13 protein-coding genes and 1 pseudogene are annotated in these 15383 nt (G+C 70.9%); 11 read left to right on the top strand and 3 right to left on the bottom strand.

Going from position 1 to position 15383, the window contains the following annotated elements; translation table 11 throughout:
• The first annotated feature begins 1 nt into the window (after nt 1).
• The 10 genes from ABDW61_RS05475 (at nt 2) to ABDW61_RS05430 (ending at nt 11451) form a co-directional block, all read left to right on the top strand.
• Entirely contained in the window at nt 2-655 is a 654-nt protein-coding gene (locus ABDW61_RS05475; protein ID WP_343637018.1) for a DUF6484 domain-containing protein, read from the top strand.
• A gap of 35 nt (nt 656-690) precedes the next feature.
• Complete coding sequence (locus ABDW61_RS05470; RefSeq protein ID WP_343637016.1) at nt 691-1752, top strand: DUF2169 domain-containing protein; 1062 nt, start codon at nt 691-693, stop codon at nt 1750-1752.
• A 1-nt stretch (nt 1753) separates the two neighbouring features.
• Nucleotides 1754-2851 carry a beta-ketoacyl synthase N-terminal-like domain-containing protein gene (locus ABDW61_RS05465; protein ID WP_343637014.1) on the top strand — a complete coding sequence of 366 codons (1098 nt, stop codon included), beginning with the start codon at nt 1754-1756 and terminating at the stop codon, nt 2849-2851.
• Entirely contained in the window at nt 2848-4143 is a 1296-nt protein-coding gene (locus ABDW61_RS05460; RefSeq protein ID WP_343637012.1) for a TIGR02270 family protein, read from the top strand. The genes ABDW61_RS05465 and ABDW61_RS05460 overlap by 4 nt, the downstream gene beginning before the upstream one ends.
• Before the next feature lies 1 nt (nt 4144).
• Entirely contained in the window at nt 4145-5092 is a 948-nt protein-coding gene (locus ABDW61_RS05455; RefSeq protein WP_343637011.1) for a DUF4150 domain-containing protein, read from the top strand.
• A gap of 26 nt (nt 5093-5118) precedes the next feature.
• Nucleotides 5119-6081 (top strand): type VI immunity family protein, encoded by a 963-nt coding sequence (locus tag ABDW61_RS05450; RefSeq protein ID WP_343637009.1) that lies wholly within the window; start codon nt 5119-5121, stop codon nt 6079-6081.
• 5 nt (nt 6082-6086) lie between these two features.
• Nucleotides 6087-6779, top strand: coding sequence for a hypothetical protein (locus tag ABDW61_RS05445; protein WP_343637007.1), 693 nt, complete (start codon nt 6087-6089; stop codon nt 6777-6779).
• Between the two features lie 96 nt (nt 6780-6875).
• Complete coding sequence (locus tag ABDW61_RS05440) at nt 6876-9425, top strand: protein kinase (protein ID WP_343637005.1); 2550 nt, start codon at nt 6876-6878, stop codon at nt 9423-9425.
• 23 nt (nt 9426-9448) lie between these two features.
• Nucleotides 9449-10519, top strand: a complete 1071-nt coding sequence (locus ABDW61_RS05435) for a polysaccharide deacetylase family protein (protein WP_343637003.1) — start codon at nt 9449-9451, stop codon at nt 10517-10519.
• Nucleotides 10516-11451, top strand: coding sequence for a hypothetical protein (locus tag ABDW61_RS05430; protein WP_343637001.1), 936 nt, complete (start codon nt 10516-10518; stop codon nt 11449-11451). Before ABDW61_RS05435 ends, ABDW61_RS05430 begins: the two co-directional genes overlap by 4 nt.
• 9 nt (nt 11452-11460) lie before the next feature.
• On the opposite strand, the gene ABDW61_RS05425 is transcribed toward ABDW61_RS05430, so the two are convergent.
• Nucleotides 11461-11889, bottom strand: a complete 429-nt coding sequence (locus ABDW61_RS05425; RefSeq protein WP_343636999.1) for a VOC family protein — start codon at nt 11887-11889, stop codon at nt 11461-11463.
• Nucleotides 11890-12099: 210 nt separating this feature from the next.
• Between ABDW61_RS05425 and ABDW61_RS05420 the strand changes: the two genes are divergently transcribed.
• On the top strand, nt 12100-13050 hold the full coding sequence (locus tag ABDW61_RS05420; RefSeq protein ID WP_343636998.1) for a PEP-CTERM sorting domain-containing protein: 951 nt from the start codon (nt 12100-12102) through the stop codon (nt 13048-13050).
• 23 nt (nt 13051-13073) lie between these two features.
• On the opposite strand, the pseudogene ABDW61_RS05415 reads toward ABDW61_RS05420, so the two are convergent.
• A pseudogene (locus ABDW61_RS05415) lies at nt 13074-14057 on the bottom strand (acyltransferase); the annotation flags it as partial.
• Between the two features lie 209 nt (nt 14058-14266).
• Nucleotides 14267-15286, bottom strand: a complete 1020-nt coding sequence (locus tag ABDW61_RS05410) for a LysM domain-containing protein (protein ID WP_343636997.1) — start codon at nt 15284-15286, stop codon at nt 14267-14269.
• Nucleotides 15287-15383 lie beyond the last annotated feature (97 nt).

Here is a 15383-nt window from a genome sequence, read left to right as displayed (position 1 = left end):
CATGACCGAGCCAGCAGGCAACGCCAGGCCCCTCGGGGCCATCCCCTTGTCCGAGCGCGGCCCGACGCGTGCCGCCTCCGCGGCGGCCGAACAGCTGATCGATCGCGTGCGGCTCGTCGACGCCGGCGTGCTGGTGGGCGTGTTCTGCGGCTTCGACGCCCAAGGCAGCTTCCTGGTGCGCCTGGCCAAGGACCTCGCACCCGTGCCGGCCCTGTCGGTCATCGGTCTGCGCGTCGAGGACGAGGGCGACGAAGTCATCGTCTCGCTGCAGCGCGGCGACCCGTCCAGGCCCGTGATCCTCGGCCGCGCGCTGCGCGGCGCGCAGGACCTCGAGCCCGCCTGGCACGAGGCGCGGCAGGCCAGGAGCGAGCCCGCGGAACCCGGCTCGCCCGCTGACGCCATCGAGCACGCGGGCGACGCGGCGGCCGACATGAGCGGCCCGAGCGGCCCGGCCGGCCTGAGCTCGCGCGGCCAGACCCTGGTCGTGGACGGTCAGCGCGTGCTGCTCCAAGGTGCGAAGCAGGTCGAGCTCAGATGCGGCGAGGCCAGCATCGTGCTCACCGCCGCCGGCAAGATCCTGATCCGCGGCTCGTACGTGCTGAGCCGTTCCAGCGGCGCGAACCGCATCAAGGGTGCGTTCGTCGACATCAACTGACGGCGCCGCGCGCCGTCCGGACTCCGTTTCTTCCCATGTGGCAGCTGCAGAACCGCACGCCCTTCGCCGCCGAGCGTGGCTGGGTGCGCGATCGCGATGGCACCGAGATCTGGCTCGTCGCCGTGAAGGCCAGCTTCACGCTGCAGGCCGATGGCGGCCTGCGGGTGGCGCGGGAGCAGCCCGAGGTCCTGCGCGGTCCCCGGCATCGCGGTGACGCGGCCTCGACCAGCCTGGCGGAGGATGCCGATCTCGTTCGCACCAAGCTTGCCACCGACGTGATCCTGGACGGCCAGGCCCACGCGCCGGGTGGCGCGCCGGTGACGGAACTCGATGCCGGATTGGCGGTCGGCGGCCGGGCGAAGGCGCTCAAGGTCTTCGGCGACCGCGTCTGGCAGGGACGCGGCATCGGGCGTCCGGCGCCGTTCGTGTCGATGCCGGTCGTGTGGGAGCGCGCCTTCGGCGGCGCCGATCCCAAGGCCGATCCCGGCGCCTGGGACGAGCGCAATCCGGTGGGGCAGGGCTATGCGGTGGACGGCGATCACGTCGATGGCAGGCCGCTGCCCAACATCGAGGACCCGGATCACCTGATCCGCAATTGGAAGGACCGGCCCGTGCCCGCCGGGTTCGGCGCGCTGTGCAGCCATTGGCTGGAGCGCCGCCGCTTCGCTGGCACCTATGACGAACGCTGGCAGCGCGAGCGGCTGCCGCTGCTGCCCGAGGACTTCGACGACCGCCACTACCAGTGCGCGCCGCCCGACCAGCAGCACGATGGCTTCCTGCGCGGCGGCGAGGCCGTCGCGCTGCTGAACCTGTCTCCCGGCGGCGGCTGCCTGCGCTTCTCGCTGCCGCGCGTGTTCCTCGGCTTCGAGACCTTCTTCAACGACGGGCACCGCGAGCGGCACGCGCCGCCGAAGCTGCACACGGTCCTGCTCGCGCCGGACGAGGCCCGGGTCTCGCTGGTCTTCCACACCGCGCTGCCCTGCCATCCGCGCGTGCTGAAGCTACGGCACACCCGGATCTGGCTCAAGCAGGACCTGCGCGACGGCGTGCTCGGCGCGCCGCGGGCCGATGAGATGGACCGCGAGGAGGCGGTCTGAGATGAGCGGCGCAGCAGCCACGATGACGGCCAACGTCGCGGCTTCGACGGCGCTGCGGGTGCTGGCGATCGGGGCTGTCACGCCGGTGGGCGGCGATGCGCGCTCGACCGCGGCCGCGGTGCGCGCGGGCCTGTGCGGCTTTCGCGAGCACGCCTACATGATCGACACCGCCGGCGAGCCGATGCGCGTGGCGCAGGTGGCGGCGATGGACGCCGGGCTGGACGGCGCGGCGCGGCTGGTCGTGCTACTGGCGCCCGCGCTGGACGAAGCGCTGGCCGGCGCCGGCGGCCGCATCGCGCGCCTCGGTGTGGCCGTCGCGCTGCCGCCGCCCCGCCCAGGCGGCGCGCAAGAGGCGGCCGGTGCCGTGCGCGCGCTCTGCGAGGAGCGGCTGGGCGGCCGGCTCGGGCCGTTCCAGGTGTTTGCGAGCGGCCATGCGGGCGGCTTCGAGGCGCTCGACCAGGCGCGCTCCTGGCTGCGTGGCGGTCAGGTGGAGGCGGTCATCGTCGCAGGGGTCGATTCCTACCTCGCGCCGCAGACGCTGGAATGGCTGGAGGCCGAGGACCAACTGCACGGCGCGGGTCCGCTGAACAACGCGTGGGGCTTCATCCCGGGGGAGGCGGCGGGCGCGTTGCTGCTGGCGCGCGATGGGGCGACGCCGGGATCGCCGCCGGCCTCGCGCCCTTGGGCCGAGGTGCTGGCGGTCGGGCTCGGCCATGAATCGAAGCTGAACAAGAGCGGCGAGGTCTGCATCGGCGAGGGGCTGACGCAGGCGCTGCGCCGCGCGCTGGATGAAGTGCCCGCGGCGGGAGTGATCGACAACGTGGTCTGCGACATGAATGGGGAGGCGTACCGCGCCGATGAATACGGCTTCAGCGGGCTGCGCGTGCGCGACCGGCTGCGCGATCCGACGGACTTCGCCGCGCCAGCGGACTGCTGGGGCGACGTGGGGGCGGCGGGCCTGCCGCTGCACCTGCTGCTGGCCGCGTCGGCCTGCCGCAAGGGGTATGCGAAGGGGCCGCTGACGCTGCTGTGGGGCAGCTCCGATGGCGGCGAGCGCGGCGCGGCGGTGATCCGCGCCGAGGTGTCGGAGCGCGCATGACGATGGACAACGCCCGCGTCCCGGCCGGCGCGCCGGTGACGGCCGACCAGATCGAGGCCTACCGCGACGAGGCCTCGTTCCTGTGGACGCAGCGGCGCGACGCGCTGGACGCGCCGCACTACTCGCCGCAGCAGTTCGCCGACCTGGACGAGCAACTGGCCGCGCAACTCGACGGCCTGGCCGAGGCCGGCGATCACGCCTGGCCGGCCTGCGAGGCGGCGCTGGTCAACGACTGCGCGGAGGACTTCTTCGTCGCCGGCGTGCTGGCGCTGAACGGGCGGCCGGACGATTGGCGGATGCTGGTGCGGCGCGCCAAGGCGGCGCCCGAAGCCACGCCGGGTTTGGCCGCGGCCCTGGGCTGGGTCGGCAGCCACGAGGCGCTGCAGGCCGAGGCGCTGATGCCGCCCGACGATTCGCTGAGCCGGCGCCTGACGCTGGAGGCCTACGGCGCGCATCGGCTGGACGCGGGCGAGCGCTGGGCGGTGTCGATGCGCTCGACCAATGCCGGCGAGCGCGCGCGGGCCTTGCGCTTCGCGGGCGAGCTGGGCCGTGTCGATGGCCTCGAATCGGTGCTGACGCTGATCGGCGACGAGAAGAGCGAGCCGCGCTACTGGGCGCTGTGGGCCTCGGTGCTGTTGAGCGACCGCGGCAAGGCGCTGGCCGCGCTCACCGGCGCGGCGCTGCGGCCGGGCACGCGGCAGATGGACGCGTTCCGGCTGGCGATGCTGGCGCTGCCGGTGCAGGAGGGGCATCGGCTGCTGGTCGAGGCCGAGTCGATGTCCGGCGCCGCGCGGCTGCGCATCATCGGCGCGGGGCTGTCCGGGCAGCTGCGCTACGTGCCCTGGCTGATCGACCAGATGAGCACGCCGGCGCTGGCGCGCATCGCGCTGGAAGCCTTCTGCCTGATCACCGGCGCGGACGTGAACACCGACGGCCTGGAGGCGCCGCCGCCGGAGGACTTCGAGGAGGGGCCCAGCGAGGATCCCGAGGACGACGACGTCGAGCTGCCGGTCGATGTCGCGCTGCCGTGGCCGCACGTCGAGCAGGTGCGCGCGTGGTGGTTGGCGCACCAGTCGCGGCTGCCGGCGCTGCCGCCGCAGGGGCGCCTGTTCATGGGCCAGCCGCTGAGCGAGGTCCACTGCCTGCGCGTGCTGCACGGCGGCCGGCAGCGGGCGAGGGCGCTCGCGGCGCTGCACCTGTGCCTGCTGCGGCCGGGCACGCCGCTGTTCCCGGTGGAGGCGCCGGCGTGGCGGCAGCGGCGGCTGCTGAACCGGCTGGGTGGAGGGGACTGACATGCCGGTCACCATCAAGGTCAACGGGACGGTCAACTCGCTGGTCCACAAGTTCAGCAACGGCATCAGCGCGGCGACGATCCCCGATGTCTGCAAGACGCCCAGCCCGGGCGGCCCGGTGCCGATCCCGTATCCCAACATCGCCCAGTCGATCACGCTCTCCGACGGCACGACCACCGTCAAGGGCGACAAGACGATGGCGGCGGTCAAGGGCTCCAAGTTCGCGATCTCCAACGGCGACAACCCCGGCGTGGCCGGCGGCGTCAAGTCCAGCACCTTCATGAAGGAGGCGACCTGGATCCTGTACTCCTTCGACACGAAGATGAACGGGAAGAACTGCGCCCGGTTCATGGACAAGATGTTCCACAACCATGAGAACGCGGCGAATCTGGCGGGGGTCATCCAGAGCGTGGTGGATGCCCACAACCTGGACAACGAAGAGGTGGCCCTGGCCAACGAGATCTGCGAAGAGCTCTGCAAGGCCGCCAAGAAGTCCGACGACGGCGAGAAGCTGCCGCAGGGCAAGCATCACCAGGACGAGATCGCCAAGCGTTTCAGCAACGGGCCGCCGCGCCACGAGCCCAAGGCAGGCTACGAGAACCTCCTGACGGAGGCGACCTGGGGCATTCCGGACAAGGTCACCGACGCGCTGATCCCGTGCCTGTCCAGGAGCCGGCTACTGGGCGGGCTCGCGGGCGTCAAGGCGCCGAGCAGCCAGATGGGGGCCATCAATACATTGCGCAAGAACGATGTGCCGGGGTGGCGCCCGGACTTCACTCTGCTGAAGGACAAGACCAAGGGCATGACCGAAGGGAACGTCAAACGTTTCTTCGAAGTGAAAATCGACGACAAGCCCACCAAGAACCAGGCTGCGGCCAAGGACCGCCTTGTCCAGCGTGGCGAGGACAAGAAGCTGGTGGAGTTGGACCGCGAGAGCTGCGGCTGCTGAGTCCGCACCCATTGATGAGGACAGGAATGAAATCGAACGAATTTGTGGCCGCCGTGCGTTCGACGCACGGGACCTTGAAGAAGGGCAACGTCCGACCGTGCCTGGAGATACACCTCTACGGGACCGAGGCGCGGGGGGCCTTCAAGGAGCCGCTAGCCACTGCGGCGCGGGTCATCGAGCAACGGTTTCCAGGCAGCCTGCGTTACTACCGGACCAATACCATGTCGGCCGCCAAGCCGATCGCACCGGATGCAGCGACGCTGATGAGCAATTTCGTCGCTGCGGACGAAAAGAAGCCCGCCAAACAGTCCGGCATCGAGTTCTTCGGAGGGGAAAAGGCGGGCGCGTTCGATCTCCCGTCGGTCGACTGGTTCTCGACGAGGTTGTCGCCCGGCGACGGCGTCCCGCCGACACGCTCGTACTTGCGGGTCTGCCTGCCGCATGAGGGCCCGATGGCGGCCTCAGACGCATTGAAGACCCTGGCGCGAGACCTTCTGCAGGACTTTCCGTTGCTGGCCGGCCACTGTGGCTGGTCGTACTACACCGGCGGCGGTTTCTCCGATGCGGATGCGGCCATCGCTCGCGATCTCCCCGGGTGGTTGCTGCGATATCCCGGCGTGACGGTCGGAGCGCCGTTGGGCCAGGCCAACCTGATGCTGGACGGTCTGCTCGCAACGTCCTGGCTGACCTTCGTGTCCGAAGCCGCCGCGGCGGCGCGCGGTCAGGACCTTGCCGCATTGGCCAAGGCGGCGGCCGCGCGGGGCCTGGGCAGCGAACTGGTGCGGCCGGGCGTCCTCGAGATCCAGGCCGGCCCCACGCCGGAGACGGGAGACGTCAATCGCCAGGACCTGCTGCCCGCGTATCGGGAGGCGGGTCAGATCCTGGCAGCGCTGGCGATGCCCGACGAGCAGGCGAAGTTCCAGACCATCGCGGGCATGGACTTCGAGGCCCGCGTGTCCTGGTATCGCCGGTTCTTCGGCGCAGCCTGACCGCAATGCTGACCCTGCCGCACGCGCTCACGCAGGCGGGTCCGGTGCTGCGTGCCGAGGTGCACGGCTTCCTCCAGGCCGTCGAGCGGGCACGGCATTTCGGATTCCTGACCGAACTGGCCGGTTCGGACACACTCGCCGCCAGCGGCCTCCAGACGTCGGTCGGCGCGCAATGGGCGTGCGGCGAGGTGGGCCTGTCGGTGACCGGACTGCCACACGCCTTCGCCGCTGAAGACCTCGCGCTCGTACGCAGGGGAGTGCTGCATCTGCTCGCCCTTCATGGCGACGAATCGGCCCTTGAGCGAGCGGCGGCGCTCGCGACGCCGGCCACCCGGGTTGAAGACGCTGCGATCCGGCGTGGGCTGCCCGCCGTCTCAGGCGGGGCATCCATCGACTGTCGCAAGTCCTTCCACCTTCATCTCCTGTTCGTCGAGCCGGTGCGGGAGCCCGTGCTGAAGGGGCTGGCCGAAGCGCTGGGCACCCTGGAGAACCTGGCCCTCGGATTGACTCCCTTGGCGAACCATGTCTTCGCCGACATGGGCGAAACCTCCCTCGCGCTGCTTGAACCCGAACACATCCAGATCTGGATGGACGGACTGCATGCCGAGCCGTTCGACTGGCAGCGACGCATCGAGTGCATGCTCGCCCGGCTGCACAGGCGCTGCGCCTTGCGCGCCATCGCTTATGAAGGGCCGTGACCCGACGGGCGCTTCGTGACTTTCGTTCATTGCCCCCTCTGTGCGTGACACGACAATGCGTGCTTGGCGGCGATCCTCGCCGCGGCGAGGCGTTCGATGTCACGACCTGAAGGCAATTCCCGTCCGGCCAAGCCGGGCAACGCGCCGGCCGAGGCCGGCGATTCCGGGTTCGATCCCGACGCGACACGCATCGTGCCCGCGTCGTCCGGCGCCGCGCCGCTGGACCACATGCCGCCCAACACCGCCGCCAACCGCGTCTCGCCCACGGTCTCGCCACCCGCCACATCCTCCGCCACCGAACCCCCGCACGACGACGGCCCCGAGACCGTCCAGCACGAGCGCGAGGTGAGCTTCATCGACCCCTCGTTCCCGGACACCTTCTCCATGCGCTCCGGCCGCAAGCCCACCGACATTCCGCTCGACAACGACCACACCGTCATCGCGCCCGCCGCGCTGCTGACGCCGCGCACCGCGGACGTGCCCGCCGCCTCGCCGGCCGCGGCCGCCGCCCCGGTGGCGTCCACCGAATCCGCCGCACCTTCTGTCGCGGCTAGTGCCGCGCAGCCCGTCACCGACTTCTCACCCACCGGCAACGAGACCGTCATCGCCCCCGCCGTGATGCCGCCGGCCGCGAAGCCGCCCGTGGCGCCACCGGCTGCACAGACGGCGGCGCCAGCTCCCGTCCCGGCGCCGCCGCCCGCACCCGTGGCCGACGCCGGTGACTCCGAGTTCCACGCCTCGGAGTTCGCCGAGACCGTGCTCGATCCCGACGCCGTCGCCGCGGTGGCCGCGATGCGCGCCCTGCCGCCCGAGCCCACGCCGGTGGGACGTCCGTCCACCGGCACGCTGCCCGGCGGCGCGCTGGCCGCCGCCAAGGCCAGCGCCGATGCGCCGGTGCGCCAGGTCGGCCGCTTCCAGGTGCTCGACCGCATCGGCCGCGGCGGCATGGCCAGCGTGTTCAAGGCGCACGATCCCGGCATCGGCCGCGATGTCGCCATCAAGTTCCTGCACGCCTCGCTGTGCGAGGACGAGGAATACCGCGCCCGCTTCCTGCGCGAGGCGCGCGCCTCCGGCGGCCTGTCGCATCCCAACATCGTCACCGTGCACGACGTGGGCGAGGTCGACGGCCGCCCCTACATGGCCATGGAACTGCTCGACGGCGAGCCGCTGGCCGACCTGCTCGAGCCCGGCCAGCCGCTGCCCATCCGCGACACCGTCGTGATGGCCGTGCAGCTCGCCCGCGCGCTGGACTACGCGCACAAGCGCGGCATCGTCCACCGTGACATCAAGCCAGGCAACATCGCCCGCGTGCGCGGCACGCTCGACATCAAGGTGATGGACTTCGGCATCGCCCACATGGAGTCGACCAAGGGGGAGCAGCGCACCCGCGCCGGCGACGTGCTGGGCACGCCGCAATACATGGCCCCCGAGCAGATGAACGGGCAGAAGATCGACGGCCGCTCGGACCTGTTCTCGGTCGGCATCGTGCTGTACCAGATGCTCACCGGCGTGCGTCCGTTCACCGGCGACAGCGTGGTGAACCTGGCGCTCAAGATCGCCAAGGACGACCCGACGCCGCTGAACAAGCTGCGGCCGGAAATCCCGGCGTCGCTGCGCCGCGTGGTCGACCGCTGCCTGGCCAAGGCGCCGGAGAACCGCTTCCAGACCGGCGCCGAACTGGCCGACGCGCTGGTCAAGGTGCTGCACGACATCGACGAGGAAGCCCGCAACAAGGGCAGGTCCAAGCTGATCCCGCTGCGGGTGAAGTGGGCCGCGATGATGGCCGGCATCGTCGCCATCGTGATGGCGGTCAGCGGCTCCATCATCAGCCAGCGCCAGAACGCCGCGCTGATGCAGCAGGTGGCCGACTACGGCACGGCGCTGTCGCGCTTCATCGCGGCGCAGAACGCGACCTCGGCGCTGGGCGAGGACTGGGTGTCGGTGGACGTGTCGTTGCAGGAGATCATGAAGACGCGCGACTTCGAGAGCGTCACCGTGATCGACCGCGCCGGCGTGGTGGCCGCGTCCAGCCAGCCCGACACGGTCGGCAAGCCCTACCAGCCGCCCGCGGGCGAGACGCTGGGCGAGCAGGGCGGCGTCAAGCGCACGCGGTATCACGCGGCCAATGGCGCGGCGATCCTCGGCTTCGACTCGCCGATCACCTTCCAGGACAAGACCGTGGGCCGCGTGGCGCTGGGGCTGCCGGAGCTGCCGCTGGAGAGCGTGGCGCGGCTGTCGCGCACGCTGATGGGGGTGCTGGCGGTGACGACGGTCCTGGCGGTGGCGATCGCCATGTTCTTCGTGGCGAACTGGTTCTCGCGGCCGATCAAGCTGGTCGTGGAAGCGCTGGAGGAGGTGGGCCGCGGACGCGTCGACTTCCGGATCCGCGAGCAGCGCAAGGATGAATTCGGTCTGCTGTACGCCGCGTTCGACCGCATGGCGCAGGCGCTGCAGGACCGGCAGGCGCTGGCGGCGTCGGCGGCGAAGGCGGAGGCGCCGACGACGCTCGGCCGGCGCTCGGGCGCGCGCGCGTCGCTCACGCCGGCGGCCGTGCCCGCCGCGCCGGTGCCATCGCAGACGGCCGCCCCGTCCAGCGAGCCGACCCCGCCCGCGCCCACGGAGCCGCCCGGCCCAGGGGCGGCCTGATGAGCGTGAAAGGACTTCCCCAGATGTCTGGTCTCCTCCCCGCGGGCCAGCGGCCGCTGCTGGCCGCGCTCTTCGCCGTTCTGGCGCTGACCGGCTGCGTCACCACGCCGACCGCCACGCCACCGCTGAACGAGCCCGCCGCGGCCGCGCCCGCGAAGCCCTCCGCGACCGGCGAGATCATCGCCCGCAGCGATCGCCTGCTGATCTATGTCCCGGTCGCCGGCGACTCGCTGCGCGGCATCGCCGGCCGGCTGCTGGGCAGCGAGGACCGCGACTGGCAGATCAGCGAAGCCAACGCCGGCGTCACCAAGGCCGAGCCCGGCCAACCGCTGATCGTCCCGCTCAAGCCGATGAATCCGCTGGGCGTGCACGCCGGCAGCTACCAGACCGTGCCCATCCTCTGCTACCACCGCCTGGGCACGACCGGCGGCAAGATGGCGGTCTCCCCGGCCAACTTCGCGGCGCAGATGGAGTGGCTCGCGAAAAACGACTACCGCGTGATCAAGCTCTCGCAGATCAGCGGCTACCTCGAGGGCAAGGAGCCGCTGCCGCCCAAGTCGGTGGTCGTCACCTTCGACGACGGCTACGAGTCCGTCTACAAGTTCGCCTTCCCGGTGCTGCGCAAGCTGGGCCTGCCGGCCACGATGTTCGTCTACACCGATTTCGTCGGCGCGGGCGGCGACGCGGTGAACTGGTCGCAGCTCGCGGAGATGCAGGCCTCGGGCTTGATGGACATCCAGTCCCATTCCAAGTCCCACCGCAACCTGATCGAGCGCACGGCTGGCGAGAACGAGGAGCGCTACAAGCGCAACCTCGACGCGGAGACCGCCGGTCCGCGCGACCTGATCGAGCAGAAGCTCAACACGGCCGGCCAGGTGCGCCATTACGCCTATCCCTTCGGGGACGCCAACGAGCAGGTGCTGGACGCGCTGACGCGCCAGAAGTACACGCTCGCGGTGACCGTCAACCCGGGCGGCAACGCCTTCTTCGCGCAGCCCTTCATGCTGCGCCGCACGATGATCTTCGGAGACCACGACCTCGAGGCCTTCAAGGCGCGGCTGCAGACCAGCCGCCGCATGGGGCAGACCCCATGAGGGCCGGCGCACTCCTGGCCGCGCTGGCGGCGCTGCTGCTGGCGGCCTGTACCGGCGGCACGGGCGGCGTGCTGCGCGGCCCCGATTCAACAGGCGGCGCGCCCACGGGTTTCGAACTGGCGCAGGTGCAGCGCGCGCAGGAACAGGTGAAGGAAGGCCAACTGGCCGACGCGGCCTGGACCTGGGAGGCGCTGACGGTGCTTCGGCCCGACAACGCCGGCTACCGCGACAGCCTGGCTGCGACGCGGCAACTGATCGACAGCGGCGTCGCCGAGCGCCTGGAAAAGGCCAAGGCGGCACAGAAGCGCGGCGACCTGGACGGCGCGAGCACGCAGTTCCTGGGTGCGTTGGCGCTGCAGCCTGACAACGCCGAAGCCGCTGACGCGCTGCGGGCGATCGAGAAGGAACGCAATCAGAAGAGCTATCTGGGCAAGCCCGCGCGGCTGACGCTGCGCAAGGGCGCACCTCCTCCCGCGATGGCGGCCGCCAAACCGGCCGCCAAGGGCAAGGCGCAGGCAGAGGCCTCGAAGGATGGCAAGAGCGCGAAGGACGCGAAGGACGCCGGCAACGGGAAGGACACGGTGCAGGCCGCGGCCGCACCGCCGGGTCAGGACCGCAACGAGCTCGAGCACATCGCGATGCTCGCGGCGCAGGGCGAGCTCGACGAGCCGATCCGGCTGCTGGAGCGCCGCGCGCCGCAGGATCGCAACGATCCGTCGGCCAAGCGGCTGCTGGCCGACCTCTACGTCCGCAAGGCCGAGAAGGTCGCGGCGATCGACAAGTCCGGCGCGGTGATGCTGCTGCAGAAATGCCTGCGCGTGGACCCGAAGAACGCGCGCGCGACGGCGCTGATGCGCCAGCTCATCGACGAGTCGGCCGCGAAGGCGCCGGGTTCCGGCTCGACGTCGAGCAACAGAACCGACCGGCGCTGACCTGCCGCCTCAGAAGGTCACCGTGACCGAGGCCGCGCTGCGCTGCGCCTCGCCATGGAAGACGGCTTCGATGTTGTTGCCGTCCGGATCCAGCACGAAGGCAGCGTAGTAGCCGGGGTGATAGGGCCGCTCGCCGGGGGCGCCGTTGTCGCGCCCGCCGCTCTCCAGCGCGAGCTTGTGGAAGGCGTCCACCGCCGCCCGGTCCTTGGCCTGGAAGGCCAGGTGGTGACGGCCGGTGAGATGACCCTGCGCGGCATCGCTGTCGGCGGTCGAGACGAACAGCTCGTCCGCACAGAAATAGCCGGGACCCTCGCCGCCGATCGGCACGCCCAGCAGGGGCAGGATCGCGCCGTAGAACTTGCGGCTGGCGGGCAGGTCGCGGACCACCAGCTGGAGGTGATCGATGAGGCGGCCGCGATGCAGTTGCTGGGCTTCCATGAAGGCTCCTTCAGGTCGTGGGTTGGGAACGCTTGAACGCAGGGTCCGTTGAGCATCCGAGCAATCCGCGTTCTTACCCGCCTGGCGGCGCGCGTCCATTCGTTTCGTCCTGCCGCTGCGCCCCATGCCCCCGAAGCAGGGGGCATGGGCGTCCCGTTTGCTCGCGCTGGCGACCCGCGCGCCGCGCGACCGATCGAGGATGTTTTTTTCATGAAGCCGTTCCTTCTTGCCGCGTCGATGCTCGCGGCGTCGTCCATGGCCCATGCGCAGTTCTGGCCGCCCGACGAGCCCGTGCAGACCGTCAACGCCACTGCCGGGCGCGTCACTGACGCGCGCACGAAGACCGGCAGTCCCGGCACGCTCAGCGCTTCGGCCACGGACACCGGTGCCGGACTGGGCCATGCCTATTCATCGAGCGCCTGGGCGTCGACCCGCATCGGGCCGGGCGTGCTGTCGGGCAGTGCCAGCAGCCGCTTTGCCGGCACCGGCAGTGCATCGACTTCGCTCTCGGCCTACCAGCGCGACACGCTGACCTTCCAGCGCACCGACGGTGGCTGGGACAACGAGCTCGTCGTCCACTACAACATCGTGATCGCCGGCGGCACCAGCGGCTCGATCTCGCCGATCACGCCGCCCGGCGGCGCCGGAAAGACGGCGGGCTCGCTCGACTGGACGCTGGTCCATCGGCTCGATGACAGCTACCTCACCGCCTGGGACAGCAGCACCCAGCTCGGCTACGACGGCAGCCTGACCACCACCAGCCACTGGAACAGCGGCGAGATGGGCCGGATCTACGGCGTCTACAGCTTCGCCGCGGCCATCCTGGCGGGCTCGGCGACCCATCTGGAGTTCTACATGGAGCTCAGCAGCACGCTCAACACGCTGGGCCTCGTGACCACCGGCGTGCTGAGCGCGGACGCGCCGTCGATCTACTGGGGCGGGATCTCGCAGGTGACCGACTGGTACGGTCACCGCGTGAACTACCAGGTGTCGTCGGCCTCGGGCTTCGACTACGCGCTGTCAGCGGCGCCGATCTCTACCGCGCCGGAACCGGCGAGCTGGGCGCTGCTGCTCGCTGGCGCGGCGTTGATCGGCAGTCTGGCGACCAGGCGCTCCAGGACGAGTGCCAGTGCCACGCACAGCGCCACGGCCGGCAGGTAGACCGCGAAGGTCCAGGCCTGCGACGGTCCCAGCAGTTCGCGATACAGCGCGACGGCGCCGAGCACGATGAACATGTGGGACAGGTAGAGCTCGTAGCTCAGCCGCCCCATGCGCGCCAGCCAGCGCAGCCCGCGGCGCGGCGCCGCCGGCTGGGCGCGGAACGCGATCAGCATCAGCGCGGTGCCCAGACACAGGCCATACATGCCGGACTTGAACAGGTGGCGATGCACCAGGTCGCCCCAGCCGATCACCAGCAGCACGCAGAAGCCGCCGAAGACCGCCAGCGCGCGCGCCTCGCGCGGCCCCGGGCGCCAGCGCCGGGCGGCGAGGGCGGCCAGCACGCCCCAGGCGATCGCGGCCATGCCAGGCAGATAGGCCTTCTCCCACCAGACCTCGTTGCTGACTGGCACCAGCGAACGCAGCGGCACGAGACCCGCCGCCAGCGCCGCGAGCGCCACCACCAGCAGCGGCCGCGGAAACACCATGCATATCAACGGGAAGCCGACGTAGAAGACCTCTTCGATCGACAGCGACCAGAGCACATCCCACGCCGCCGGCGCCCAGCCGGTGCGGCCCTCATACCAATTGAAGGTGAAGCTCAGCGCCGAGCCGAGCAGGCCCGCCACGCTCTGCTCGCCGGACGGCGCGAAGCCCTCGATCCCGATCAGCGCCAGCAGCGTCAGCACCGCCAGCACGAGCAGCAGCAGCGGCAGGATGCGCCGCGCGCGCGCCAGATAGAAGGGCCGCAGCTCGACCCGGCGCAGATCGCCGTCGCGCTCGAGGATGCGGGTCGCGATCAGGAAGCCCGAGATCACGAAGAACATGAACACCGCTTCGTAGCCATTGAAGCTGAGGGCGTCGATCAGGCGTTTGGGCATCCAGCCGCCCATCAGGCTGGGCGCCAGCGGCAGGCGGAAGGGCAGGGCCAGGTGGTGGACCACCACCAGCAGGATCGCAACGCCGCGCAGGCAGTCGATGGCGAAATTGCGCGGAGTGCGGATATCCATGTTGCTGCAACGTAAAGAGGCTGCGGATCGTAACGTCAGATTCGTCGCCCAGCGAGCGATGGCGCGCGCTCGCGCGTTGCTCGCACGGAATTCCAACCGATGGCGTCATCCATCACCGTGCGCTCACGCCGTGCTCACGGATGCGCCATGAAAAAGAGGCGCACGCGGCGCCTCTTTCGTCGTCCGTCGCCGCGCATGCGGCGGCGGGCTCATTTCAGCTGATCGGCCTTGGCCTTCAGCGTGACGGCCTTCTGGCGCTCCAGCTTGGCCAGCTCGTTCTCGGGATCGAGCTGCAGCACGGTGTCCCAGCCCTTGATCGCGCCGGCCAGATCCTGCTTGGCGAACGCGGTGCGGGCCGCCAGCGTCGCGCGGGCGATCTGCTTCTTGCGCACGGCCTCGACCTTCGCGGAGGCGCCAGGCTGATCGGCGGCTTCGGCGCGGCGGTATTCCTCCAGCGCCTTGTCCAGACGGCCGACGCGCTCATGAGCCTCGCCGGCGCGCATCGCCTTTTCGCCGGCCGAGATCTCGGGCGCGGGCGGCGGGGCGGGGGGGGCGGCGGGCGTGGCGGCCGGAGCCGCAGTCTGGGCGGCGGCTGCAGCAGCCGCGGCGGCCGCGGGCGACACCTTGGGTTCGGCCTTGCCCGGGCGCGGGTACAGCGGGCCCGCCGGCGGCTTGCCAGGGATGCGCAGCACCTGGCCGCCCGACACCTGGCGCGGCACGCGGATGTCGTTGTAGCGGGCCAGGATGTAGAACGCGTAGATGTCGCCCATGAAGCGGCCTGCGATCCGCGACAGCGTGTCGCTGGACTGCACCGTGTAGGCGAAGGACTCGCGGCCCAGCAGCGCCACCGGATCGGCGGTGATCTGCTTCATCAGGCTCACGGCCAGCTTGTTGTTCGGATCCAGCTGCAGCGCGCGGTGCAACTCGGCGCGGGCCTGTTCCTCCTGGCCGGTCTCGAGCAGTTCGATCGACTGCATCGCCGTCTTCTGCGCGAGCGCCTGCTCGGCGGGCGTTGGCGGCGCGGGTTCGGGAGGCGGCGGGGGCGGCGGTGCGGCGACGACCGGCTCGGCCGGGGGCGGGGGTGGGGGAGCCGGCGTCTGGCAGCCGGCCAGCAGCAGCACGCTGAGCAGCAGCGCGGAGCCGGCGGTCAGGCCGCGACCCCGCGCCGCCAGGGCGGCCGGGGTCAGGGGAGTCGGGGCATCGGGACGGAAGAAGGTCGACATCGGCATCACGTCGGGATTCGAGCGGGGTGGAGTATGAAACAGCGTTAAGCCCCCTGGAGGTGACTTTCGTTCATTGAAGCGTGCGCTCTGACACGGAAACATC

Source organism: Roseateles sp. (genome assembly GCF_039595595.1).
In the GTDB taxonomy this organism is placed as follows: domain Bacteria; phylum Pseudomonadota; class Gammaproteobacteria; order Burkholderiales; family Burkholderiaceae_C; genus Roseateles.
This window is presented reverse-complemented; position numbering and strand designations above follow the sequence as displayed.

What these genes read in the sequence shown, in the direction of transcription:
- ABDW61_RS05475 (WP_343637018.1), top strand. Translation starts at nt 2, where the DNA reads ATGACCGAGCCAGCAGGCAACGCCAGGCCCCTCGGGGCCATCCCCTTG.
- ABDW61_RS05470 (WP_343637016.1), top strand. Translation starts at nt 691, where the DNA reads ATGTGGCAGCTGCAGAACCGCACGCCCTTCGCCGCCGAGCGTGGCTGG.
- ABDW61_RS05465 (WP_343637014.1), top strand. Translation starts at nt 1,754, where the DNA reads ATGAGCGGCGCAGCAGCCACGATGACGGCCAACGTCGCGGCTTCGACG.
- ABDW61_RS05460 (WP_343637012.1), top strand. Translation starts at nt 2,848, where the DNA reads ATGACGATGGACAACGCCCGCGTCCCGGCCGGCGCGCCGGTGACGGCC.
- ABDW61_RS05455 (WP_343637011.1), top strand. Translation starts at nt 4,145, where the DNA reads ATGCCGGTCACCATCAAGGTCAACGGGACGGTCAACTCGCTGGTCCAC.
- ABDW61_RS05450 (WP_343637009.1), top strand. Translation starts at nt 5,119, where the DNA reads ATGAAATCGAACGAATTTGTGGCCGCCGTGCGTTCGACGCACGGGACC.
- ABDW61_RS05445 (WP_343637007.1), top strand. Translation starts at nt 6,087, where the DNA reads ATGCTGACCCTGCCGCACGCGCTCACGCAGGCGGGTCCGGTGCTGCGT.
- ABDW61_RS05440 (WP_343637005.1), top strand. Translation starts at nt 6,876, where the DNA reads ATGTCACGACCTGAAGGCAATTCCCGTCCGGCCAAGCCGGGCAACGCG.
- ABDW61_RS05435 (WP_343637003.1), top strand. Translation starts at nt 9,449, where the DNA reads ATGTCTGGTCTCCTCCCCGCGGGCCAGCGGCCGCTGCTGGCCGCGCTC.
- ABDW61_RS05430 (WP_343637001.1), top strand. Translation starts at nt 10,516, where the DNA reads ATGAGGGCCGGCGCACTCCTGGCCGCGCTGGCGGCGCTGCTGCTGGCG.
- ABDW61_RS05425 (WP_343636999.1), bottom strand. Translation starts at nt 11,889, where the DNA reads ATGGAAGCCCAGCAACTGCATCGCGGCCGCCTCATCGATCACCTCCAG.
- ABDW61_RS05420 (WP_343636998.1), top strand. Translation starts at nt 12,100, where the DNA reads ATGAAGCCGTTCCTTCTTGCCGCGTCGATGCTCGCGGCGTCGTCCATG.
- ABDW61_RS05410 (WP_343636997.1), bottom strand. Translation starts at nt 15,286, where the DNA reads ATGCCGATGTCGACCTTCTTCCGTCCCGATGCCCCGACTCCCCTGACC.